The organism is Novosphingobium sp., from assembly GCF_030699305.1.
Taxonomy (GTDB): Bacteria; Pseudomonadota; Alphaproteobacteria; order Sphingomonadales; family Sphingomonadaceae; genus Novosphingobium.
Genome location: NZ_JAUYNB010000006.1, coordinates 16,605 through 38,731 on the forward strand (window position 1 = coordinate 16,605; position 22,127 = coordinate 38,731).

At 66.4% G+C, this 22,127-nt stretch carries 21 protein-coding genes; all 21 read right to left on the bottom strand.

The window, feature by feature from the left end; translation table 11 throughout:
- Positions 1-60: 60 nt before the first annotated feature.
- Entirely contained in the window at positions 61-1,671 is a 1,611-nt protein-coding gene (gene ftsZ, locus Q8Q53_RS00990) for a cell division protein FtsZ (protein ID WP_305699878.1), read from the bottom strand.
- A 135-nt stretch (positions 1,672-1,806) separates the two neighbouring features.
- Positions 1,807-3,087, bottom strand: a complete 1,281-nt coding sequence (ftsA, locus tag Q8Q53_RS00995) for a cell division protein FtsA (RefSeq protein ID WP_305699879.1) — start codon at positions 3,085-3,087, stop codon at positions 1,807-1,809.
- On the bottom strand, positions 3,087-4,085 hold the full coding sequence (locus tag Q8Q53_RS01000; RefSeq protein ID WP_305699880.1) for a cell division protein FtsQ/DivIB: 999 nt from the start codon (positions 4,083-4,085) through the stop codon (positions 3,087-3,089). Before Q8Q53_RS01000 ends, ftsA begins: the two co-directional genes overlap by 1 nt.
- Positions 4,082-5,038 (bottom strand): D-alanine--D-alanine ligase, encoded by a 957-nt coding sequence (locus Q8Q53_RS01005; protein ID WP_305699881.1) that lies wholly within the window; start codon positions 5,036-5,038, stop codon positions 4,082-4,084. The genes Q8Q53_RS01000 and Q8Q53_RS01005 overlap by 4 nt, the downstream gene beginning before the upstream one ends.
- Positions 5,031-5,174 (bottom strand): hypothetical protein, encoded by a 144-nt coding sequence (locus Q8Q53_RS01010; protein WP_305699882.1) that lies wholly within the window; start codon positions 5,172-5,174, stop codon positions 5,031-5,033. Before Q8Q53_RS01010 ends, Q8Q53_RS01005 begins: the two co-directional genes overlap by 8 nt.
- Entirely contained in the window at positions 5,171-6,049 is an 879-nt protein-coding gene (gene murB / locus Q8Q53_RS01015) for a UDP-N-acetylmuramate dehydrogenase (RefSeq protein ID WP_371136478.1), read from the bottom strand. Before murB ends, Q8Q53_RS01010 begins: the two co-directional genes overlap by 4 nt.
- A gap of 101 nt (positions 6,050-6,150) precedes the next feature.
- Positions 6,151-7,554, bottom strand: coding sequence for a UDP-N-acetylmuramate--L-alanine ligase (gene murC / locus Q8Q53_RS01020; RefSeq protein WP_305700033.1), 1,404 nt, complete (start codon positions 7,552-7,554; stop codon positions 6,151-6,153).
- A 32-nt stretch (positions 7,555-7,586) separates the two neighbouring features.
- Complete coding sequence (murG, locus tag Q8Q53_RS01025; RefSeq protein WP_305699883.1) at positions 7,587-8,792, bottom strand: undecaprenyldiphospho-muramoylpentapeptide beta-N-acetylglucosaminyltransferase; 1,206 nt, start codon at positions 8,790-8,792, stop codon at positions 7,587-7,589.
- On the bottom strand, positions 8,789-10,024 hold the full coding sequence (locus Q8Q53_RS01030) for an FtsW/RodA/SpoVE family cell cycle protein (protein ID WP_305699884.1): 1,236 nt from the start codon (positions 10,022-10,024) through the stop codon (positions 8,789-8,791). The genes murG and Q8Q53_RS01030 overlap by 4 nt, the downstream gene beginning before the upstream one ends.
- Complete coding sequence (gene murD, locus Q8Q53_RS01035) at positions 10,024-11,361, bottom strand: UDP-N-acetylmuramoyl-L-alanine--D-glutamate ligase (protein ID WP_305699885.1); 1,338 nt, start codon at positions 11,359-11,361, stop codon at positions 10,024-10,026. The genes Q8Q53_RS01030 and murD overlap by 1 nt, the downstream gene beginning before the upstream one ends.
- Entirely contained in the window at positions 11,358-12,428 is a 1,071-nt protein-coding gene (mraY, locus tag Q8Q53_RS01040) for a phospho-N-acetylmuramoyl-pentapeptide-transferase (protein WP_305699886.1), read from the bottom strand. Before mraY ends, murD begins: the two co-directional genes overlap by 4 nt.
- 7 nt (positions 12,429-12,435) lie before the next feature.
- On the bottom strand, positions 12,436-13,896 hold the full coding sequence (gene murF, locus Q8Q53_RS01045; RefSeq protein WP_305699887.1) for a UDP-N-acetylmuramoyl-tripeptide--D-alanyl-D-alanine ligase: 1,461 nt from the start codon (positions 13,894-13,896) through the stop codon (positions 12,436-12,438).
- Positions 13,893-15,365, bottom strand: coding sequence for a UDP-N-acetylmuramoyl-L-alanyl-D-glutamate--2,6-diaminopimelate ligase (locus tag Q8Q53_RS01050; protein ID WP_305699888.1), 1,473 nt, complete (start codon positions 15,363-15,365; stop codon positions 13,893-13,895). The genes murF and Q8Q53_RS01050 overlap by 4 nt, the downstream gene beginning before the upstream one ends.
- Positions 15,362-17,113, bottom strand: coding sequence for a penicillin-binding protein 2 (locus Q8Q53_RS01055; protein ID WP_305699889.1), 1,752 nt, complete (start codon positions 17,111-17,113; stop codon positions 15,362-15,364). Before Q8Q53_RS01055 ends, Q8Q53_RS01050 begins: the two co-directional genes overlap by 4 nt.
- Positions 17,110-17,616, bottom strand: coding sequence for a hypothetical protein (locus Q8Q53_RS01060; protein WP_305699890.1), 507 nt, complete (start codon positions 17,614-17,616; stop codon positions 17,110-17,112). Before Q8Q53_RS01060 ends, Q8Q53_RS01055 begins: the two co-directional genes overlap by 4 nt.
- Positions 17,613-18,590, bottom strand: a complete 978-nt coding sequence (rsmH, locus tag Q8Q53_RS01065; RefSeq protein WP_305699891.1) for a 16S rRNA (cytosine(1402)-N(4))-methyltransferase RsmH — start codon at positions 18,588-18,590, stop codon at positions 17,613-17,615. The genes Q8Q53_RS01060 and rsmH overlap by 4 nt, the downstream gene beginning before the upstream one ends.
- Positions 18,587-19,090 (bottom strand): division/cell wall cluster transcriptional repressor MraZ, encoded by a 504-nt coding sequence (locus Q8Q53_RS01070; protein ID WP_305699892.1) that lies wholly within the window; start codon positions 19,088-19,090, stop codon positions 18,587-18,589. Before Q8Q53_RS01070 ends, rsmH begins: the two co-directional genes overlap by 4 nt.
- Before the next feature lie 364 nt (positions 19,091-19,454).
- Positions 19,455-20,219, bottom strand: a complete 765-nt coding sequence (locus tag Q8Q53_RS01075) for a DUF4350 domain-containing protein (protein ID WP_305699893.1) — start codon at positions 20,217-20,219, stop codon at positions 19,455-19,457.
- Positions 20,220-20,235: 16 nt separating this feature from the next.
- Positions 20,236-20,583, bottom strand: a complete 348-nt coding sequence (locus tag Q8Q53_RS01080; RefSeq protein WP_305699894.1) for a hypothetical protein — start codon at positions 20,581-20,583, stop codon at positions 20,236-20,238.
- 18 nt (positions 20,584-20,601) lie between these two features.
- The gene (locus Q8Q53_RS01085) at positions 20,602-21,609 is read right to left on the bottom strand and encodes a cysteine synthase A (RefSeq protein ID WP_305699895.1); all 1,008 of its coding nucleotides are present in this window, start codon (positions 21,607-21,609) and stop codon (positions 20,602-20,604) included.
- 123 nt (positions 21,610-21,732) lie between these two features.
- A complete protein-coding gene (locus Q8Q53_RS01090; protein ID WP_305699896.1) occupies positions 21,733-22,050 on the bottom strand; it encodes a 2Fe-2S iron-sulfur cluster-binding protein in 318 nt (105 codons plus the stop codon).
- Positions 22,051-22,127: the final 77 nt, after the last annotated feature.

Consider the following 22,127-nt stretch of genomic DNA (forward strand, 5'->3'; position numbering starts at 1 on the left):
CCCGTCCCTGAACTGTAGCCAAACGCATTGCGGCAACCGGGCGGTCACCGCCGCATGGGCTTACTGGTTGTTCTGCCGCCCAAGGAAGCGGGGAATGCTGATCGACGGGCCACCATCATTGTTGTCGTCATCATCGTCATCGTCGCTGTTCGAACGGCCACCGCGCGACAGGTTGGCCATGCGTTCAAACAAGGTTGCGCCGCCAGCGCGCGGGCCGCCGGCATCACCCCCGCTGCGCCGGACCGGGTCGGCCAGCGGTGCGGGATCATCACCCGCATCGCCTGCGCCGCCGGGGTTGATCGTCCCGCTCGCGCGTTCGCCGCTTTCGCTCGACACCAGGCCGCGCCGACGGCCCGGCATGGCCAGCGGAGAGGCAGATTCGTCATCGTCCGCCGCCAGTTGCGATGCGCCCAGCAGCAATTCGTCGCCCGCAGATGCCGCCTCATCGGCTTCGAGGTTCAGTTCCAGCGCGTCGTCCGATGCCGTATCCCAGTCATCGTCCGCAAAACTGGCAACCGGTTCAGCCGCTGGCGGCGCAGGTTCCGGCTCCGCCGCGGCCACCACTGGCGCGGGTGGTTCGGCGGCAGGCTCAGGCGTGCGCTCGAACAGCGGCTCCGCCGCCGGAACGGCCATCGCCGGACGGGCGGGACCGCGATTTTGCCCCATGTTGAACGGGCGCGCGTTGGCGTCTTCGGCCTGCTGCGACGTCTGTTCGATCCCGGTCGCGACCACCGACACGCGGATCTTGCCTTGCAGGTCCGGGTTGAAGGCGCTGCCCCAGATGATGTTGGCATTGGGATCGACCAGTTCGCGGATGTGGTTCGCGGCTTCGTCCACTTCGAGCAGCTTCATGTCGTCGCCGCCGATGATCGAGATGATCACGCCCTTCGCGCCCTGCATCGACACGCCGTCGAGCAGCGGGTTGGCAATCGCCTTTTCGGCCGCTTCCAGCGCGCGGTTTTCGCCGCTGCCTTCGCCGGTGCCCATCATCGCCTTGCCCATTTCGGCCATGACCGAGCGGACGTCGGCGAAATCGAGGTTGATCAGGCCCGGCATGACCATCAGGTCGGTGATCGAACGCACGCCCTGCTGGAGCACTTCGTCGGCCAGCTCGAACGCTTCCTTGAACGTGGTTTCGGCCTTGGCGACCAGGAACAGGTTCTGGTTAGGAATGACGATCAGGGTGTCGACGTGACGTTGCAGTTCCTCGATCCCGGCATCGGCGGAGCGCATCCGGCGGGTGCCTTCGAACAGAAACGGCTTGGTTACCACGCCCACCGTCAGCACGCCCTTTTCACGCGCCAGCTTGGCCACAACCGGGGCCGCACCGGTGCCGGTGCCGCCGCCCATGCCAGCCGCGATGAAGCACATGTGCACGCCTTCAAGCGCGCGCTCGATCTCGGCCATGGTTTCTTCGGCGGCAGCGCGGCCGACTTCGGGCCGCGAACCCGCGCCCAGCCCCTGCGTAATGTCCGGCCCCAGCTGAATCCGGTGTTCCGCGATCGAATTGTTGAGCGCCTGCGCATCGGTGTTGGCGACAACGAACTCAACGCCTTCGATCCCGGCGTGAATCATGTTGGCAATCGCGTTGCCACCGGCGCCGCCCACCCCGATCACGGTGATCCGGGGACGCAGCTCCTCAACAGCTGGCGGTCCGATATTGATGCTCATGGCGCTCTCCTGTCCGTCGCGCGGATGCAATTAGACGTATAGTGATGGTTACTGCACTGCAAGATTCGGCCAAGCCAAGCCACAGCGGCGCGTTGTCCACAGTCCGCAGCGGTTTTGACCCGAATTGGTCGCACTTCAGAAATACTCTTTCACGGCGCGGAACATCCGGTTGACCAGTCCGAGGCCCGAATAGCGCAGCGTCTTCTGATAGCCAGATCCAATGGCACGGATGTCAATCGGATCAGCCGCAGCATAGAGCACCAGCCCGGCCAGCGTGGTAAACCCCGGCGTGGCATGCGCCTCGGCCAGGCCCTTCATGTTCAATGGCTTGCCGATCCGCACTGGCTTGCCCAGCGCCGACTGCGCATAATCAGCCAGCCCCGCCAGTTCCGCCCCGCCGCCGGTCAGCACGACCAGCTGCCCGCGCTGACCGGTAAAGCCCAGACCTTTCAGCGCCTTGGACACATCTTCCATCAGCCGTCCGAGCTGGCCGGTGATGACCGAAACAAGTTCGGCGCGGGGGATGCGGTTCTTGTCATCGGCGTGGCGCGCGGCCGGGCCGGACGCTTCTTCGCCCGGCGCGTTGACCGGGATCATCTCGCGGTGGTCGGCCGGACTGGCAATGGCCGAACCGTGGACGCATTTCAGCCGCTCGGCCTGAAACCGGCGGATGCCGAACGCGCTGGCGATGGCATCTGTCACGTCGCCTGACCCCATCGGGATCGTCACCAGCCCCAGCAGCATGCCCGCGGCATAGACCGACACGTTGGTCACTTCCCCGCCAAACTCGACCAGCGCCACGCCCAGTTCGCGCTCCTCGGCAGACAGGCAGGCAAAGCCCGCCGCAATCGGCGATCCGATCACCCCTTCGACGTCGAGATGGGCGTTCTGCACCGCTTCGGTAATATTGCGGATCGGCGCGCCATCGGCCAGCATCACGTGGACATCGACGCCCAGCCGTTCGGCGTGCAGACCCCTGGGATCGGACACCCCGTCCGCCCCGTCCAGCGTATAGTGCGCGGGCTGGGCGTGCAGCACCATCCGCCCGTCCGGCTGGATCACGTCGCGCGCGGCGACCAGCAGGTGATCGATGTCATCCTGCTCGATCCGGCGCCCGCCGATATCGACTTCTACTTGTGCGATCTGGCTGGCCAGCCCTGCCCCGGATGATCCGATCCAGACTTTCGACACCGAAATGTTGGCCATCTTCTCGGCCCGCTCGACCGCGTCGCGCACGGCATAAGTCGCGGCCTGCATGTCGGTGACATAGCCGCGCTTGATCCCCTGCGCGGCGCGGTGGCCAGACCCCAGGACGATCATCTCGCCCGTTTCCGACAGCCCTGCGACCATCGCGGATATCCGGAACGAACCGATGTTGACCGCGCCGAACACTTTGGCGATGCGGGGTGCGGCCATCAGTTGCTCTCTCCAGTCTTGGCAGCAGGCTTGGCGGCGGGTTTGGCGGTATCCGCCTTGTCCGCCCCCACCTTGGCCTTGGTCGAGGTGGCGACCACTGCGGCCTGTTCCACTGCGTCGGTCCGGCCCGGCACCCGCAGATAGATCCGATCGGGCGCGCGCATGTCGAACGCGGCGACCTTGCCGCCCAGCAGACGGTTGCGCCCGTCGATCTGCGCGAACTTCATCAGCGCCCCGGCCGATTCCCGCCCGCCTTCGGGCAGCGCCAGCACCTGGCCGGTGCGGAAGGTCAGGTTCCAGCGGCGATTGCCGACCCATTCGGCCTCGCGCACCTGGCCCTTGATTGCGGGCGCCGCGTCCAGCAGCGCGCCCAGCGCGACGACCTGCTTGCCCGCGCCGGGGCCGCCGACCACCAGTTTGCCCTTGGCCCGCGCGGCGGAAACGGTTTCCAGTTCGGTCCCTGCGGCGTCGATCAGCACCAGCTTGTCGGCCTTTTTCAGCACGGCGGCGGGCTTGCGTTCAACGATGTCGATCACCAGCGTATCGGGCAGCTGACGCGAAACCCGCGCATCCTGCACCCAGGCCAGCTGCATCAGTTCATCGCGCAAGGCCCCGATATCGACCAGCGGCATCGCCCGTTCGCGTTCCGCCAGTGCGCGTTCATAGACTTTCAGCTCGTTGAGGTTCTTCACCCCGCGCACTTCCACGCGGCGCACTTCGAACCCGGCATCGCGCGCCACGGCGGCCAGCTGCTGCTCGGCCATCGCCGGAACCCCGGCAAAGCTCGCCACCGTCCATGCCAGCACTACCGCCCCGCCCAGGATCACCGCCAGGAAAAACCGGTGGAGCTGCGTTTCGCTGAACGGCAGCCAGCCCATCACCGCATCGAACGCCGATCCGGTTTTCGCTTTGGCCGCACGAACCTGCCGCGCCTTGCTTTGCGCAGCGGCCGCGCGCCGCACGCCCTTGCCGCCGCGTTTGATCGTCTGCGCGCTCATGCTGCCCCCTGCCTGCTATCCAGCGCATCGGCGATTATCGCCTCGACCAGTTCGCCATAACTCATGCCCAGATGCTTAGCCTGTTCCGGGACCAGGCTAAGCGGGGTCATCCCCGGCTGGGTGTTCGTTTCCAGCACGAACAGCCCCGCCAGCCCGCGTTCGTCATCCCAGCGGAAATCAGTGCGGCTGCACCCCTTGCAACCAAGCAGCTGATGCGCGCGCAGCGCCATGTCGAGGCACGCCTGCGTGATCTCGTCCGGAATTTCAGCCGGACAGACGTGCTCGGTCATGCCCTCGGTATACTTGGCATCGAAGTCATAGAAGCCGGATTTGGGCTTCAGTTCAGTCACCATCAGCGCCCGAGGGCCATCAACTCCGGCAAGCACCGCCGTGGTCAGTTCGCGCCCGCGAATGAACGGTTCGGCCAGCAGCCGGTCAAATTCCTGCCACGGCCCCTTGGCGTCGGGACTGATCGGGTTGCCGTAATTGCCCTCAGCGGTGACAATCGCCACGCCCACCGAGGAACCTTCGTTGACGGGCTTGAGCACGTAAGGCCGTTCCAGCGGATCGCGCTCGTAAATCTCGGCCGTGTCGACAATCCGCCCGCCCGGCATCGGAATGCCGTGGGGCACCAGCGCCTGCTTGGTCAGTTCCTTGTCGATTGCGATCACCGAAGTGACCATGCCCGAATGGGTATATGTCAGCCCCATCAGGTCCATCAGCCCCTGCACCGTGCCGTCTTCCCCCGGCGATCCGTGCAGCGCGTTGAACACCACGTCCGGCGCGGCGTCGGCCAGTTTTTGCGCCACATCGCGGCCCATGTCGATCCGGGTCACGCGGTGGCCGCGCTCTTCCAGCGCGGCGGCAACGCCCGCGCCGCTCATCAGGCTCACCGGTCGCTCGTTCGACCAGCCGCCCATCAGCACCGCGACATGGAGTTTCTTCTCAAGCATATCCAAAAATCACCGTTCGCCCTGAGCCTGTCGAAGGGCCGTTCTTGTTCTTGAGGTCGGGCGCGACGCCCGAAGTGAAAAGCAGTCCTTCGACAAGCTCAGGACGAGCGGAAAAGAGGGCAATGACAAGGTTCATGGCCGCCCCACCCTTTGAATTTCCCATTCGAGATCGATGCCCGAATGCGCCTTGACCCGCCGCCGCACTTCATCGCCCAGCGCTTCGATCTCGGCGCTGGTCGCATCGCCAAGGTTGAGCAGGAAGTTGCAGTGCTTTTCGCTCACCTGTGCCCCGCCCATGGTCAGCCCCCGGCAGCCTGCCGCATCGACCAGTTCCCACGCCCTGTGACCGGGCGGGTTCTTGAACGTCGAGCCACCGGTCTTGCTGCGCAGCGGCTGGCTCGCCTCGCGGCTGGCGGAAATGCGGTCCATCTCGGCCTTGATGTCCTTCGCCGCGCCGGGTCGGCCCTTGAACCGCGCTGCCACCACGATGGCTCCGTCCGGCAGTTCGCTGTGCCGATAGGTATAGCGCAGGTCCGCCGCCGCCAGCGTGCGCAAGCTGCCATCGCGCAGCACCACATCACAGTCGATCAGGATGTCCTTCACCACACCGCCATAGGCGCCGCCGTTCATCCGCACGAACCCGCCGACCGTGCCGGGGATCGAGCGCAGGAATTCAAGGCCCGCAATCGCGTTGTCGCGCGCGGTGGACGAAACCAGAATACCCGATGCCCCCGCGCCGCAATCCAGCGTCAGATCCGCGCTCTGGCGCACTTGCGCAAACGCCTTGCCGAGCCGCACCACCACGCCCGGAACGCCGCCATCGCGCACGATCAGGTTGGACCCCAGCCCGAGCGGCAACACCGGCACGGCAGGATCAAGTGCGCGCAGGAACGCCTGCAAGTCGGCCACGTCCTTCGGCTCGAACAGCCATTCCGCGCTGCCGCCGGATTTGAACCACACCAGCGGGGCAAGGGGAGCGTTGGGCGTCAACTTGCCGCGCGGATGCACCACCCCCAGCCCCTCCTCTGAAGAGGAGGGGGGCAGTGTTGCGGCCGACTTCCCCCCCTCCTCTTCAGAGGAGGGGGTCGGGGGGTGGTGGGGGTTGGTGCGGTTCACCCGCCCCTCCGCTGGACGATGATCGCAGCGGCCAGACCGCCCGCCCACTTGGTAATGTCGCCCGCGCCCAGGCAGACGATCATGTCACCCGGCTGCACGGTATCGGCCAGCGCGCGCGCCAGCGCGTCGGCGTTGTCGATCACTTGCGCGTTGCGGTGGCCGCGTGCCTTCATGCCCGCCACCATCGCGGCGGAATCGATCCCCTCGATCGGCTGTTCGCCAGCGGCATAGACCGGCGCGGCATAGACCACGTCGGCGTCGTTGAAGGCAGCGGAAAAGTCATCCATGTGATCGCGCAGGCGGGTGAAACGGTGCGGCTGGACCACGGCGATCACCCGGCCCTTCACCCCTTCGCGCGCAGCGGCCAGCACGGCGCGGATTTCGACCGGGTGGTGGCCATAATCGTCGATGATGGAGGCGCCATCAACTTCGCCCACTTTGGTGAAGCGCCGCTTGACCCCGCCGAACTTGGCAAAGCCGGTGCGGATGACGTCTTCGGGCACGCCCATCTCCACCGCCACGGCCACTGCCGCAAGCGAGTTCTGGACATTGTGGCGGCCCGGCATCGGCAGTTCTATCCCCTCGATCCGGCGGAAGCTGCCGTCGCGCTGACGCAGCACAGTGTCGAACCGGTTGCCGCCGGGGAACGGGGTGACGTTCTCGCCCCGCACATCGGCCTGCGCCGAAAAGCCATAAGTCACCACGCGCCGGTCGCGGACCTTGGGGATCACCGCCTGCACTTCCGGGTGATCGATGCACAGCACCGCGCAGCCATAGAACGGCACGTTCTCGATAAATTCGACAAAGGCGTCCTTGATCGCATCGAAGCTGCCGTAATGATCGAGGTGTTCGGGATCGATATTGGTGACGATCGCGATCGTCCCGTCGAGCCGCAGGAACGAGCCGTCGCTCTCGTCCGCCTCGACCACCATCCATTCGCTTTCGCCGAGCCGCGCGTTGGAGCCGTAGGAGTTGATGATCCCGCCGTTGATGACCGTCGGGTCCACCCCGCCCGCATCGAGCAGCGCGGCCACCAGCGAGGTCGTGGTGGTCTTGCCATGCGTGCCCGCCACTGCGACCGTGCGCTTCAGCCGCATCAGTTCGGCCAGCATTTCGGCGCGGCGCACCACCGGCACGCGGTTTTCCAGCGCGGCGGCGACTTCCGGGTTGTCGCGCTTGACCGCGGTGGACGTCACCACCACGGCGGCATCGCCCAGGTTCTCAGCCGTATGGCCGATCATCACCGTAATCCCGCGCGCGCGCAGCCCTTCAACGACATAGCCCTCGGCAATGTCGGAGCCTTGCACGCTGTAACCCAGGTTGTGCATCACTTCGGCAATGCCCGACATGCCGATGCCGCCAATCCCGACGAAGTGGATCGTGCCGATATCGGTCGGCATGCGCCCGCCGGGGGCGGAAGTCAGGGCGCGCTTCACGCGTTCATGTCCTTTGCAATGGCTTCCCCGCGCGCAGTCTCGCCCGACTGGGCGGTCACGCTGTTCGCGATCCGGATCACGTCCATCAGCGGCGCACCGCCAAACCCTTCGACCAGATCGGCCAGATCGCGCACGGCATTCGGATAGCCGCAGTTCCACGCCGCATGGGCAGCGGTGGCCAGGGTATCGGGGTTCATCGCGATGGCCTGGATCTGCTTGGCCAGTTCGGCGGCGGTGAACTTGTCCTGCCGGATCATCCGCGCCCCGCCCGCCTTGGCCACGTCGCGGGTGTTGGCGGCCTGGTGATCGTCGGTGGCAATGGGCAGCGGGATCAGGATCGCGGGGCGGCCCACCGCAGTCAGTTCCGCGATGGTCGATGCGCCCGCGCGGCCGATGAACAAGTGCGCGTCGGCCAGCCGTTCGGCCATGTTTTCGAAGTAAGTGCCCAGTTCGGCCGGAATGTCATGCCCGGCATAGCGCGCGCGCACCGCCTCGATATCTTCCGGGCGGCACTGCTGCGTCACTTGCAGACGACCGCGCAGCGCGGGCGGCAGCATCGCCAGCCCATCGGGCACCACTTCGGACAGGATGCTGGCCCCCTGGCTGCCGCCGGTCACCAGCACACGCAGCAGCCCGTCCTCGGCAAACGGCGGGAACGGCTGATCGCGCAGGCTGAGCACTTCGGCGCGAACCGGATTGCCAACCAGATGAACCTTGTCCGCCAGCTTGTCGGCCAGCCGGTCAACCTGCGAATAGGACGTCGCGATGGCGTCCACCCGGCTCGCCAGAAAGCGGTTCACACGGCCGAGCACGGCGTTCTGTTCGTGGATCACGCTGGGGACTTTGGCGCTGGTCGCCGCCCACAGCGCCGGAAATGCGGGATAGCCGCCAAACCCGACCACAGCGGACGGCTGGAAGCTTTCAAACAGCCGCAGCGCCATGCGCCGACCTTCCAGGATCGCGCCAATCCCCTTTGGCCAGTGCAGCGGGTTCTTGCCGAGCCGCCCGGCCGGCAGGACGTGGGTGACCAGCGAATCCGGCTTGCCCGGCAGTTTCGCGCCGCGCTGATCGGTGATCAGCGCCACGTGATGGCCGCGCCGTTCCAGTTCCACCGCCAGCGCGAACGCCGGGATCAGGTGGCCACCGGTGCCGCCTGCGGCCAGCACATAGTGACGGTTTACGGCTGGGGGTGCGCTGCTCATTTCGATATCCCCGGTATGGTCCAGCCAGTGTCTCGCAAATTGAACCCCTCACGCTTCAGGAACGGGTTGCGGCGAGTGATCGCCAGCAGGAACCCCACCCCCAGGCACAGCGCGATAGTGGACGAACCGCCATAGGAAATCAGCGGCAAAGTCATGCCCTTGGACGGGAACAGTTGCAGATTGACCAGAATGTTGATGAACGCCTGTCCGCCCAGCTGCGCGGTCAGCCCCGCCGCTGCCAGCGCGGTAAACAGGTCTTCCTCATCCAGCAGACGCATCAGCACGCGCAGGACGATGGCCAGATAGAGCATTACGATGGCCGCACACATCAGCAGCCCGAACTCCTCCCCGATGACCGAGAAGATGTAATCGGTATGCGCCTCTGGCAGGCCGAGCTTGCGCGTGCCCAGCCACAGTCCGCTGCCGGTCCAGCCGCCCGCCAGCAGCGTGCGCTGTGCCAGATCGACCTGATCATACTGTGATCCGCCGCCAATAAAGGCATCGATCCGGTGGCGGGCGTTGTCATAAAGGACATAGGCCGCGACTACTGCGGCCACGACCGCCGCGCCCAATGCGGCAATCCGCTTTACGTCGATCCCCGACATCAGCACCAGCACGCACCACACGCCTGCGAACAGCACCGCCGATCCAAAATCCGGCTGGAGCATCAGCAGCACCAGCACCAGCACCATGATCGCCCCGCTCATCGCGATCACCGGCAAGCCCGGATCGCGCACCCGCCAGGACAGGATCCACGCCAGACCGATGGCGAATGCCGGTTTCAGGAACTCTGACGGTTGCAGCGATACGCCCAGGTTCAGCCAGCGCCGCGCCCCGTTCACATCGAACCCGATCAGCGGGACCAGCATCAGCCCCACCAGCATCGCAAACCCCAGCACGATCCCGGCCCGCCGCGCCATCTCGCGCGATAGCAGCGAAGCCCCGAACAACGCGATCAGCCCCAGCACCTGCCAGCGCAAATGGATGTAAAAGAAATGCAGGTCATCCAGCCGCACCGCCGCAGAGGACAGCCGCCGTGCGCTCGCCGGGGATGAAGCCGCCACCGCCGCCGCGCCAATCGCCATCAGCACCAGGACCATGCCCAGCAACCAGCGGTCGATCTCGCGCCACCAGATCGCCAGTTCGCTCCGCCGGTTGCGGCGATAGCGTTGCCCGGACAGCCCCGCCGGACCTTGTCCCGCGCGCGGGATATAGGGGGGGGTCGACGCCATCAGCACGGGCTTCCGCTGGCATCGGGCGCGGTCAGCGCCTGCACGATCTGGCGGAAACTGTCACCGCGCGCCTCGTAATCGCGGAACTGGTCAAAGCTGGCACAGGCCGGGCTGAGCAGCACGACATCGCCGGGCTGCGCCGCCGCCATCGCCTGCTGGATCGCCTCGCACATCATCTCGCTGCGGGTCACCGGCATATACGGGGCCAGCAACTCGGCAAAGCGCGGGCCGGCATCGCCGATGGTATAGGCCGCTGCGATATTGCCGAAATACGGCGCGCATTCGTCCAGCCGGTCCCCCTTGGGCAGGCCGCCCAGGATCCAGTGGACGCGGCGATTGGGGTTGGGCGGAAACGCGGCCAGCGCGGGTGCGGTCGAGGCCGGATTTGTCGCCTTGCTGTCGTTGATGAACATCACCCCGTTCGCTTCGGCCACCCGCTCCATCCGGTGCGGCAGGCCCCGGAACGTGGCGAGCGCGGGGCGCCATTGCTGCGCGGTCAGCCCCAGCGCTTCGGCCATGGCCACGGCAACGGCGGCGTTCTGCAAATTGTGCGGCCCTTGCAGGGTCGGCCAGCCGGGTTGCAGCGCGATCAGGTCTGCGCCATCGACGCGGCGCACGCAGCGCGGTTCGCGGCGCTGCGCTTCACGTTCGGCGACCGCGCGCGTTTCACCGTCGCCCACGCCGAACACGGCGCACTGGTCCGCCCGCTGCATCGCAAACAGGCGGGCCTTCGACGCGGCATAGTCTGCAAACCCGTCATACCGGTCCAGGTGATCGGGCGTGATATTGAGCAGCGCCGCGACATCGCATTCAAGGCTGTGGGTCAGGTCGATCTGATAGCTCGACAGTTCCAGCACATAGACCCCGCCCGGCGAAAGCGGGTTCTGTGACAGGATCGGCAATCCGATGTTGCCGCCCATCCGCACCGGCAGCGCGGCGCTTTGCAGGATATGGTGCAGCAGCGCGGTGGTGGTGGATTTCCCGTTGGTCCCGGTAATGCCGACGACGCGGTGTGCAGGCAGGGCCGCGCGGGCCTGCGCGAACAGTTCGATATCGCCGATCACCGGCACACCCGCCTGCGCGGCGTGAGCGGCAATCGGGTGGGAATTGAGCGGCACACCGGGCGAGACCACGACCCCGGCAAAGCCACTGAGGTCGATGGCCATCGGATCGGCCAGGTCGACCCGACCTTCCAGCTTGCGGCGGGGTTCTTCGCGGTTGTCCCACGCGGTGACTTGCGCCCCGCTGGCCAGCAGGGATTCGACCGCAGTCAGCCCCGACCGGGCCAGGCCAAGCACGGCATAGCGTTTTCCGGCGAAGGCGGGCGAGGCAATCACCGCAGCTTCAGCGTCGACAGCCCGATCAGCGCCAGTACGATCGAGACGATCCAGAACCGGATCACCACGGTCGATTCCTTCCAGCCGAGCTGTTCGAAATGATGATGGATCGGCGCCATCTTGAACACGCGCTTGCCGGTCCGTTTATAGACCGCGACCTGGATGATGACCGACGCGGTTTCCGCCACGAACAGCCCGCCGACGATCAGCAGCACGATTTCATGGTGCGCCGCCACCGCAATTGCGCCCAGCGCCCCGCCCAGCGCAAGGCTGCCGGTGTCACCCATGAACACGGCCGCAGGCGGCGCGTTGAACCACAGGAACGCCAGACACGCACCCATGATCCCGGCGCACAGGATCGCCAGTTCGCCCGCGCGCGGCACGTGCGGAATGCCCAGATAGGCCGAAAAATCCGCCCGGCCCGCCAGATAGGCGATGATCGCAAACGTCCCCGCCGCGATCACGACCGGCATCGTGGCCAGTCCGTCCAGCCCGTCGGTCAGGTTCACGGCATTGCCGAACCCGACGATCACAGTCGCCGCGAACACGTAATAAAACGGCCCCAGCGGGATCGAGACATTGCTGAAGAACGGGACGTAAAGGTTTGTATTCACCTGACTGACGATGATCCATGAGGCAACGCCCGCGACCGCGAATTCCGCCAGCAGCCGGACCCGGCCCGATACCCCGGCGGTGCTGCGCTTTTTCACCTTGTCGTAATCGTCCATGAACCCGATCAGCCCGAACCCGCCGGTCACCGCCATGCAGGCCCAGACGAACGGGTTGGTCAGATCCATCCACAACAGCATCGCGATGAGCAGCGAGGTGAGGATCATCAGCCCGCCCATCGTCGGCGTGCCGCGCTTGGCCAGGTGGGTTTGCGGCCCGTCCTCGCGGATCGGCTGGCCCTTGCCCTGCCGGACGCGCAGCATGTTGATGAAGCGCGGGCCGATGATCAGCCCGATCATCAGCGCGGTCATCAGCGTCGCGCCCGCGCGAAACGTCTGATAGCGAATGAGGTTCGCCAGACCTTCGAATTCAAAATATTGCGCGATCAGGTACAGCATCCTGACCTTATTCCTTGTTCTGTTCGAGCGCGGAAACCAGTTTCCCCAACCCGACCGAGTTCGACCCTTTGACGAGGATCGCGTCGCCGCGCTCCACCCCATGTTCCCGCAGCGCGGCCAGCGCCTCGGTTGCATTCTGGCAATGCGCGAAGGCGATCACCTTGCCAAGCGCGCCGTGCGCGCCTTTCCCCAGTTCGTCCGCCAGCGGTGCCATCTCATCCCCTACCAGGACCAGATAATCAACACCTGCCGCCATGATCGGTCCGGCCAGCGCGGCGTGGAAGCCGGGGCCATGGTCGCCCAGTTCCTTCATCGCCCCCAGCACGGCCAGACGGCGGGTCGCGGGCGTTGCGCCCAGCTGCGCCAGCGTCGCCCGCATCGAGGCCGGATTGGCGTTATAGCTTTCATCGATCAGCAGCGCGCTGCCACCATCGGCGGTTTTCAGCGTGGAGCGCGCGCCGCGCCCTTTCAGGCCTTCCAGTTCGGCCAGCGCCAGCCCCGCCGCACCCAGATCGCCGCCCGCCGCACGCACCGCCGCCATCACCGCCAGCGAATTGGCCACCCAGTGCTCGCCCGGTGCGGACACGGTATAGCACAGCCGCCGCTCGCCCAGGTCCGCCGTGACCAGCGATCCCCCGCCCGGCGCCGCAACCGCATCCAGCAAGCGCACGCTGGCGCCCACGGCCTTGCCGAACGACACGACCTGCACGCCCAGCCGCAGCGCGGCGACGCGCAGCTGCGGATAATGCGGGCTGTCCGCCGGGATCACCGCCACCCCGCCCGGTTCCAGCCCGCCAAAGATTTCCGCCTTGGCGGCGGCAATCGCCTCCATACTGCCCAGCATCTCGATATGGGCCGGGGCAATCGTGGTGATGACGGCCACGTGCGGGCGAACTTGCGCTGTCAAATCAGCGATTTCGCCGGCATGGTTCATGCCCATTTCGAACACGCCGAACTTCGCCCGCGCGGCCATCCGCGCCAGGCTGAGCGGCACGCCGACATGGTTGTTATAGCTCTTGACGCTGCGGTGCGCCTTGCCCCGGCTCGACCGGTCAAGCGCGGCGTAGATCGCCTCTTTCACCCCGGTCTTGCCGACCGATCCGGTGACCCCGATCACGCAGGCGTCGGCGCGTGCGCGCGCGGCCTTGGCCAGCAGACCCAGCGCGGCAGTGGTATCGGCCACCAGAATGTGCGGGCCTGCAACCGGGCGGTCCACCACGACCGCCGCCGCGCCCTTGGCAAAGGCTGCATCGATGAACCGGCGGCCGTCCATGCTTTCGCCCTTCAGCGCGAAGAACAGGTCGCCCTCCACCACGTCGCGGCTGTCGATTTCCACACCGGATACCTGGAAGTAACCGCTCGGAACGCCGCCGACTGCGCGGGCGATGGAACCGGAATCCCACAGCGCCAGCGGCAGGTTGTCGTCCAGCTCGGCAGGCCAGTCGAGAATCCGGACGGCTGCATTCATGCTGCGCACTCCCTTGCCACGGTCACATCGTCAAACGGCAGCACGCGCATATCCGCGCCCGCGCCCACGATCTGGCCCTGTTCATGTCCCTTGCCCGCAATCAGCACGATATCGTCCCGTCCCGCCTCGGCGATGGCTGCGGCAATAGCTGCGCGCCGGTCGCCCACTTCACGCAACACCCCGTCGCCGCCTGCCAGTATCATGGCGCGGATCGCGGCGGAATCTTCGCTGCGGGGGTTATCATCAGTCACGATGCCCAAATCGGCCTGCGTCGCGGCCACCCGGCCCATTTCCGGACGCTTGCCGGAATCGCGGTCGCCGCCCGCGCCGAACACCACGATCAGCCGCCCGGCACAATGCGGGCGCAGCGCGGCAATCGCGGCTTCCAGCGCATCGGGGGTATGGGCGTAATCGACATAGACCGGCGTGCCACTGCGCGAGATCGCCGCGCGTTCCAGCCGCCCGCGCACCGGCTGCAACCGGCCCAGCGCATCGAACACCTGCGCCGGATCGCCCCCGCTGGCCAGCACCAATCCCGCCGCGACCAGCGCGTTGGCCGATTGATAGGCCCCGATCAGCGGCAGGTTGACCTTGTAGGCCGCCCCGGCCCATTCGATTTCCAGCACTTGCCCCAGTTGCCCCGGCGCGCGCGATACCAGCCGCAGTCCATCCGCATCGGCCCGCGTGCCCGCGGTCAGCAGCGCCAGTCCGCGCTGGCGGGCGCGAGCGATCGCGCGGTCCGACCATTCGTCGTCCGCCCAGATCACCGCCGTGCCATCGGCAGCGACGACTTCATCGAACAGCCGCAGCTTGGCGGCAAAGTAATCGTCCATGTCGGCATGGTAATCGAGGTGGTCGCGGCTGAGGTTGGTAAACGCCCCCGCCATCACTCGCAGGCCTTCGTTGCGATATTGCGACAGCCCGTGGCTGGAGGCTTCATAGGCGACGTGGGTCACACCCTCACGCGCCAGCCCGCTCATGTTGGCCAGAAAGGTGACGATGTCAGGCGTGGTGAGGCCAGTCGAAATGCTCTCGTCTGATGTGGTGACGCCCAGTGTGCCGATCGAGGCAGCGCGGTGCCCGGCCATACGCCAGATCTGGCGCGTCATCTCTGCAACGGATGTCTTGCCGTTGGTCCCGGTCACCGCGACGATGGTGCCGGGCACGGGCGTAAAGAACTGTGCGGCAAGGCGCGCAAAGGCCTGGCGCGGGTTGGCTGCGGCGATGTGGACCGCGCCGCTGACGCGCGCTTCAGGCCGGGCGACGATGGCAACCGCCCCGGCGGTGATGGCGGCAGAGATAAAATCCTCACCATTTACCCGCGCGCCCTGGAACGCCCCGAACACCGTGCCGGGGGCAACCTTGCGATTGTCGATGGCAAATCCGGTGACCTGGATTTCCGAGGCGGGGGATTCGGCTCCGGCGGGCAGCGTCACACCGGCGCGCGTCGCCAGAACCGTCAGCTTCATTCACCGTCTCCGTAGCCCACCAGCGGGGCAATATCGGTGATGTCCACATCGCGGCTGTCATCGGGCATGACCCCCAGCAGCGGCCCAATCCGGGGGATGACCCGGCCGATGACCGGCGCGGCATTCCAGGCGGCGGTGCGCTGGCCCGATGTGGCCGCCGTTCCGCGCGGTTCATCCAGCATCGCAATCACGACATAACGCGGGTGATCCATCGGGAACGCGGCGGCAAAGGTCGCCACCAGATTGCTGCGCTGATAGCCGCCCACCCCCGGCTTTTCGGCCGATCCGGTCTTGCCGCCAACCCGGTAACCGGCGGCGTTGGCCTTTTTGCCGGTGCCGACGTCCACGATCATCCGCAGCAACTGGCGCATCCGCGCGCTGGTGCTGGCCTTGAACACGCGCCGCCCCGGCACTTCGACGCCGGGCTGGACCTTTTGCAGGGTGGCCGGACGCCAGACCCCGCCGTTGACCAGCGCGGCATAGGCGCTGGCAAGGTGCAGCGGGGTGACCGCGATGCCGTGGCCATAGGACACCGTCATCGTCGTGATCCGCGACCAGTCGCCCTTGGGCCACAGCGGGAAGCCGCGCGCGGGCAGTTCGATATAGGGCCGCTCGTTCATCCCCAGCGCCCGCATCGTGGCGTTGAGCTGCGCCCCGCCCAGTTCATCGGCGATCAGCGCGGTGACGATGTTGGAAGACTGGACCAGCGATTGCGGCACATTCAGCGAAGCGCCCAGATCGTGACTGTCACGGATCCGGAAGCCACCGATCTCGATCGGGCGGTTGGCCGGATAGCGCCGCGCCAGATCGGTCACCGTGCCGGCATCGATCGCGGCGGCAACCGTGATCGGCTTGAACGTCGATCCCAGTTCATAGACCTGGTTGGTCACGCGGTTGAAGATGTTCGCCTCGCCCGCGCGGTCGATCAGGTTGGGGTTGAACGAGGGGAGCGAGGCCAGCGCCAGCACTTCGCCGGTGTCGACATCCAGCACGATCCCGGCTGCCCCCTTGGCGGCGCTGTCGGTCATGCCTTTCAGCAGTTCATCTTCCAGCGCGCCCTGCACGCGGGTGTCGATCGACAAGGCCGCCGGAATGCCGCGCTGCGCGGGATCGGTCAGCCGCTTGTCGAACACTTCCTCCATGCCGACATGGCCGTGCCCGTCAGCACCGACAAACCCCAGCACGTGCGCGCCCATCGACCCTTGCGGGTAAAACCGTTCGGTTTCGCGCGGAAACTCCAGCGCCGGTTCGCCCAGTTCGTGGACCTTGTTGGCGTCTTCCGGCAGGATCCGCCGCCGCAGGTAACCCGGCTTGCCCGCGGCCAGCCGGGTTTCGGTTTCGGCGACGTTCAAATCGGGGAATATTCGCGCCAATGCCTCGGCCACGGCGCGCGGGCTGCGGACCAGCGGCGGGCCATCACCATCCAGCGCGGCCGGGTTATACCACAGCGAATAGGCCGGAAACGCCCGCGCCAGCGGCACGCCGTTGCGATCGACAATATCCGCACGCTGCGGCAGCAGCGAGGCAAACACATCGGTGTTGCGGGGCGCATCGGCAAACAGGCCCAGAACCGCGATCCGCGCGAGCGCCGCGGCCGCCACGGTGGTAAACCCGAACACCACCCACAGCACCCGGCTTTTGGCCATCCGCAGCGATTGCTGCCGAACGTTGACCAGTTCAAACCGGCCCGACGCCACCACCGTCGATACTGCGGTCGATACTGCGGTAGATACTGCCAGGGCGGTCATGGTTTGGCGGCCTCCTTGCGCTCAACCGTGCCCAGCCGCTCCCCCAGGGTGGCGGCGGTCACCGGCTTGCGCGGTGCCTCGGCGGAAACTTCGGCGGCCATGGCGCGTCCGGTCAGCGGCGAAACCATCGCCGGAAAGCCATCGCCCGCGTCCCCTTCCAGCGCCAGCCGGGCCACCCGGATCGGGCTGGGCGCACCGGCTGCGCGCGGTTTGCCAAGGTCGGCCAGCTGGCGCTCGCCTTCCAGGTATTGGCCCGCCGTCGGGGCCTGATAGCCAAACTCGACATCGTTGAGCGATTTGAGCTGCTGCTGGTTGGCGCGGGTCTGAAACTCGGTTTCCAGAAACATCTTTTCGTGTTTGACTGTCACGATCTGGCGTTCGGTCAGGCGAACCTGGCTTTTCACCGCGTTGACGCGGAACGTCAGCGCGACCAGCAGGGTGACGCAGATAATCAGCAACGCTGCCCAGCCGATGGACCGCAGGCGATCACGGGTCAGGTTCATGCCGCCCTCCGTTCATGCGTCGGCCGTTCGTGCGTGGGTGCAGCCGTGCGCGTGGCTGCGCGCAAGGTGGCAGAGCGGGCGCGGGGATTGCGGGCCAGTTCCGCCTCTGCCGGGCGGATCGCTTTCGACAGGTGCGCAAACGTCGGCGCGAACGCGGGGGCGCTGGCGGGCAGATGGCGCGAGGCATTGGCCACCGCCCCGCTGGCATCGCGCAGGAACTGCTTCACGATCCGGTCTTCCAGGCTGTGAAAGCTGACCACGGCCAGCCTGCCACCGGGTTCGAGCAGCGCCTCGGCCCCCAGCAGCGCTGCGTTCAGCTCATCCAGTTCGGCGTTCACATGGATGCGGATCGCCTGAAAGCTGCGCGTCGCGGGGTCTTTGGGCGCAGGCCCCTTGTTGGAATGGGGCCGATACCCCAGCGCCTTGCGGATCACGGATGCCAGTTGCCCGGTCGTTTCCAGCGGACGCGCCGCCACGATGGCGCGGGCGACCCGGCGCGACTGGCGCTCCTCGCCATACTGGAACAGGACGTCGGCAATCACGGCTTCATCGGCGGTGTTGACGAAATCGGCGGCGCTCGGCCCATCCTGCGCCATGCGCATGTCGAGCGGGCCATCGCTGGCAAAGGCAAAGCCGCGCTCCGGCTGGTCGAGCTGCATCGAGGAGACCCCGATGTCCATCACCACGCCGTCCACTTGCCCCACACCGGCTTCGGCCAGCGCGGCGACCATTTCGGAAAAGCGGCGCGGGTGCAGGATCAGGCGGGGCGCATCCCCCTGCGTTTCGGGCCACAGCCGTCCGGCGGCAATCGCATCGGGATCGCGGTCAAATGCGTGGACCACCGCTCCGGAATCGAGCAGGCGGCGGGTATAACCGCCCGCGCCGAACGTGGCATCGACGATCACCGCGCCGGGTGCGGGGGCAAGTGCAGCGATCACTTCATCGAGCAGGACGGGAATGTGCGGCGCGGTCATTTGCGCCCCTTTCCGGCCAGCGCCTGCGCTTCCAGATCAGCGCAGGCTTCCTGCGCGTCGATCCAGTCCGCGCCCAGCTTGGCGAGTTCTTCGGGGTTCCAGATGGTGAACGACTTGCCCCCGCCCTGGAAGAACACCCGGTCGGTCAGGCCGCCCAGCCGGAAATAGCGTTCGGGCAATACGAACCGGCCGCTGTCATCGAACGGCACGCGGGCAAAGCCATAGAGCTGCTGGGCGCGCAGATCGCGGTCGAAATCAACCCCGCGTTCCAGCGCGATGCGCTCTTCACGGTCCAGTTCGCCTTCAAATTCGGCGACGCGCGACAGACCGAACCCGGTCAGGCATTTCCAGCGGGGATGCTTGGCCAGGCACAGGATGCGTTCGCCTTGACCGGAATCGCGGACGGCCTTGCGGAAGTCCGGCGACAGCACAAAGCGGCCCTTTTCGCCAATCAGCGAAAAACCCTGACCACTGTAGCTGATCGGCCGTGCCGCCTCCACTTTGCCCCGCCTCCGTCCGGGGATGGCCCCGGATCCCAAAAAAATGACTTCCCCGCCTGCCCGCGCGCCCTCGCGGCCAGATCACCCCGGAAGGTGCGGCGTTGAACATCCATGTCGATGAAAGAGAGCATTACCGCTGCACTGGCGGGGATGGAAGGGATTTTTGCGGGAAATCACGGGATAAGATGGTAAATCTTTGATTTACATATCAATCAATAATGGCAACAGGTATCGAAAACATCGGCGTTTGCGCTTTGTTCTCCTAAAAAATCAGCGGCTTACGGCACCTTTCCGGGACTTGGTGTGATCCGTCCCGTGATTTCCCCGAATCCTGTCCGCTTATCCGGCCGTTTCAGCGGCGCGCTCAGTTGCCGATGAAGGCCGCGTCCAGCAACCAGCGCAGGGCCTTGCTCCGCGCCCCGTCGGGATCGTCCGGCTCCAGCACGGCGGCGTCGGCCAGAGCCACAACCCGGCCCTTGCCCACCGCACAGGTCACCGCCAGCCCATCGCCCCAGGCCCGGCAGTTCACGCCGCCGGATGCCTGCCCCGAAACCCGCCAGCGCCCGGCCAGATTATAAGGCACCGGCACGTCCATGACCGGCTGCACCCGCTCGCCATACGGCTGCGCTTCGTCGAACGTCAGATCCAGCCCCCAGCGCGACAGGATCGGCGATAGCAGCACGACCGCTTGCGGGCGGCGCGGATCGGTGATGGGGAAATCGGAATGCTGCGTCAGCGCCGGATCGGCCAGCAGCAGGAGCCGTCCTCCACCTTTCACCCAATTGTCCAGCGCCACGTTTTCATCCGGACTGAGCGGCCGCGGCTGGGCCAGGACCAGCCGGGTCAATCCCGCCAGCGGCCCCGCCGCGCTGCCGCCGCTGGCCAGAGTGTCGAGCGCCGTGATTGGCCCGCGCGCCGCCAGTTCGGCCCGCGCCCAGTGCGGCGGTGCGGCATCGTTCAGCTGTCCCGCAACATCGGGGGCTTCGTTCCACAGGATCGGCAAACTGGTGAACAAACCGGTTGCCACCTGCGGCCCCGGATTCTGGCCCGGCTTCTGGCCCGGCTGCGCGGCCCAGATCACCGCGCCCAGCCCGATCAGGGCCGCGACTGGCCAGAACAGCCGCCGCATCCGGCCGGGCAATCGGTTAATTGGCAGCCTCGCCCGGCGGCGTGGCCGTGGGTGACTGATCCGGCGTGGCGGCCGGTACAACCCCGGCGTCGGCCAGCGGATCGGCCTTGGTGGCGGCGCCCTGCTTTGCGGTCACTTCAGATCGCGGCGCAGGATTGGCCGCGTCGGCCAGCCGGGCGCGATCGTTGATGATGCTGGCCAGCCCGACAATCAGCACGATCGCGGCCAGACCGAACAACCCGGTCTGCAACCGGCGCACCGCCTGCGCCCGCATTTCGCGTGCTGTCGGCGGAACAAAATGCTGCGGCCCGGACAGAGGCTCCAGCACGCGGCCATTGCCGTTGAAGGGCGGTTGCGATGCCATGCGCCGTAGTCTAGCCGATCAGGCCAGCCAGGGGAATACCGGCAAGCCCTTCGCCCGCAGCCAGTCGGCGTTGTAGAGGCTCGACAGATAGCGAAAGCCGGTGTCGCACAAAATCGTTGCCACGCGCGCGTCCTCACGCCCTTCGGCGACCAGCTGGCGGCCGAGCGCGACCGCACCGGCCACGTTGATGCCCGATGACAGCCCCAGACACAGCCCTTCCTCGCGCAAGAGCCGCGCGACCCAGTCCAGTCCTTCCTCGTCCGAAATCCGGAACTGGGTGTCGATTGGCGCACCATCGAGATTGGCGGTGATCCGCCCCTGCCCGATCCCTTCGGCCACGGATGACCCTTCGGCCTTCAGTTCTCCATGCGCGTAATAGTTATACAGCGCCGCGCCGTGCGGATCGGTCAGCGCGATGCGGATGGTCTCGTCACAGGCTTTCAGCCCCATGCCGACCCCGGCAATCGTTCCGCCGGTGCCCGCCGCGCAAGTGAAGCCATCCACCCGGCCCTCCATCTGCGCCCAGATTTCCGGCGCGGTGGATTCGATGTGGGCCTTGCGGTTGGCGATGTTGTCAAACTGGTTGGCCCAGATCGCCCCTTCCGTCTCCTCGGCCAAGCGGCGCGAGGTGTGGACGAAGTGCCCCGGATTGGAAAACGGCGCGGCCGGCACCAGCACCAGTTCCGCGCCGAGCGCCCGCAGCGTGTCCATTTTTTCGCGCGACTGGGTTTCGGGCATGACGATCACCGTCTTGTAACCCAGCGCATTGGCGACCAGCGCCAGCCCGATGCCGGTATTGCCCGCCGTGCCTTCAACGATGGTTCCGCCCGGTTGCAGCGTGCCGGTCGCTTCGGCATCGCGCACGATCCACAGCGCCGCGCGGTCCTTTACCGACGCACCGGGATTGGCGAATTCGCACTTGCCCCAGATTTCACAGCCAGCCGCTTCGCTTGGCCCCTGCAACAGGACCAGCGGGGTGTTGCCGATCAGATCGAGCGTATTGGATTGAACGTTGAATGCAGTCATAGCCGCCAAAGGTAAGGGCGGCACTGCCCCGGCGCAACGGATTTGCGCTTTAGCCGGGTAAAGAAAGGCGCTTTGGCCGAGCAGGAAAAAGGCAGGGGCGCATGACCCTGCCTTTCCGTTCGATCAATCTTCCTGCGCGATGGTGACCTTCAGGCCGTCCAGTGCGTCGGTCAGGTGGATCTGGCACGACAGGCGCGAGGTTTCGTTGCGGTGGTCAGAGCTGTCGAGCAGGTCGTTCTCGTCCTCGCTCATCGGTTCGACCGCACCGGCAAACGCCGGATCGACATAGACGTGGCAAGTGGCGCAGCTGCAGCAGCCGCCGCACAGCGCCAGCAGTTCATCAAACCCGTTGTCACGGATCACTTCCATGATCGAAAGGCCCGCGCTGGCCTCGACCGTCTTTTCTTCACCCGCGCGATTGACAACTACCAGCTTCGGCATGTTCGAAATCCCTTACCCGCGCGCCCTATTCGCGCTTTGTCGCGGCTGCTACTAAGTCCGCCGGAGTTTGGCAAGCA

What these genes read in the sequence shown, in the direction of transcription:
- Q8Q53_RS01030 (WP_305699884.1), bottom strand. Translation starts at nt 10,024, where the DNA reads ATGGCGTCGACCCCCCCCTATATCCCGCGCGCGGGACAAGGTCCGGCG.
- murG (WP_305699883.1), bottom strand. Translation starts at nt 8,792, where the DNA reads ATGAGCAGCGCACCCCCAGCCGTAAACCGTCACTATGTGCTGGCCGCA.
- rsmH (WP_305699891.1), bottom strand. Translation starts at nt 18,590, where the DNA reads ATGACCGCGCCGCACATTCCCGTCCTGCTCGATGAAGTGATCGCTGCA.
- Q8Q53_RS01085 (WP_305699895.1), bottom strand. Translation starts at nt 21,609, where the DNA reads ATGACTGCATTCAACGTTCAATCCAATACGCTCGATCTGATCGGCAAC.
- Q8Q53_RS01005 (WP_305699881.1), bottom strand. Translation starts at nt 5,038, where the DNA reads ATGCTTGAGAAGAAACTCCATGTCGCGGTGCTGATGGGCGGCTGGTCG.
- Q8Q53_RS01000 (WP_305699880.1), bottom strand. Translation starts at nt 4,085, where the DNA reads ATGAGCGCGCAGACGATCAAACGCGGCGGCAAGGGCGTGCGGCGCGCG.
- Q8Q53_RS01050 (WP_305699888.1), bottom strand. Translation starts at nt 15,365, where the DNA reads ATGAAGCTGACGGTTCTGGCGACGCGCGCCGGTGTGACGCTGCCCGCC.
- Q8Q53_RS01075 (WP_305699893.1), bottom strand. Translation starts at nt 20,219, where the DNA reads ATGCGGCGGCTGTTCTGGCCAGTCGCGGCCCTGATCGGGCTGGGCGCG.
- Q8Q53_RS01055 (WP_305699889.1), bottom strand. Translation starts at nt 17,113, where the DNA reads ATGACCGCCCTGGCAGTATCTACCGCAGTATCGACCGCAGTATCGACG.
- mraY (WP_305699886.1), bottom strand. Translation starts at nt 12,428, where the DNA reads ATGCTGTACCTGATCGCGCAATATTTTGAATTCGAAGGTCTGGCGAAC.
- ftsA (WP_305699879.1), bottom strand. Translation starts at nt 3,087, where the DNA reads ATGGCCGCACCCCGCATCGCCAAAGTGTTCGGCGCGGTCAACATCGGT.
- ftsZ (WP_305699878.1), bottom strand. Translation starts at nt 1,671, where the DNA reads ATGAGCATCAATATCGGACCGCCAGCTGTTGAGGAGCTGCGTCCCCGG.
- murF (WP_305699887.1), bottom strand. Translation starts at nt 13,896, where the DNA reads ATGAATGCAGCCGTCCGGATTCTCGACTGGCCTGCCGAGCTGGACGAC.
- Q8Q53_RS01060 (WP_305699890.1), bottom strand. Translation starts at nt 17,616, where the DNA reads ATGAACCTGACCCGTGATCGCCTGCGGTCCATCGGCTGGGCAGCGTTG.
- Q8Q53_RS01090 (WP_305699896.1), bottom strand. Translation starts at nt 22,050, where the DNA reads ATGCCGAAGCTGGTAGTTGTCAATCGCGCGGGTGAAGAAAAGACGGTC.
- Q8Q53_RS01010 (WP_305699882.1), bottom strand. Translation starts at nt 5,174, where the DNA reads ATGAACCTTGTCATTGCCCTCTTTTCCGCTCGTCCTGAGCTTGTCGAA.
- murC (WP_305700033.1), bottom strand. Translation starts at nt 7,554, where the DNA reads ATGCCGACCGATATCGGCACGATCCACTTCGTCGGGATTGGCGGCATC.
- Q8Q53_RS01080 (WP_305699894.1), bottom strand. Translation starts at nt 20,583, where the DNA reads ATGGCATCGCAACCGCCCTTCAACGGCAATGGCCGCGTGCTGGAGCCT.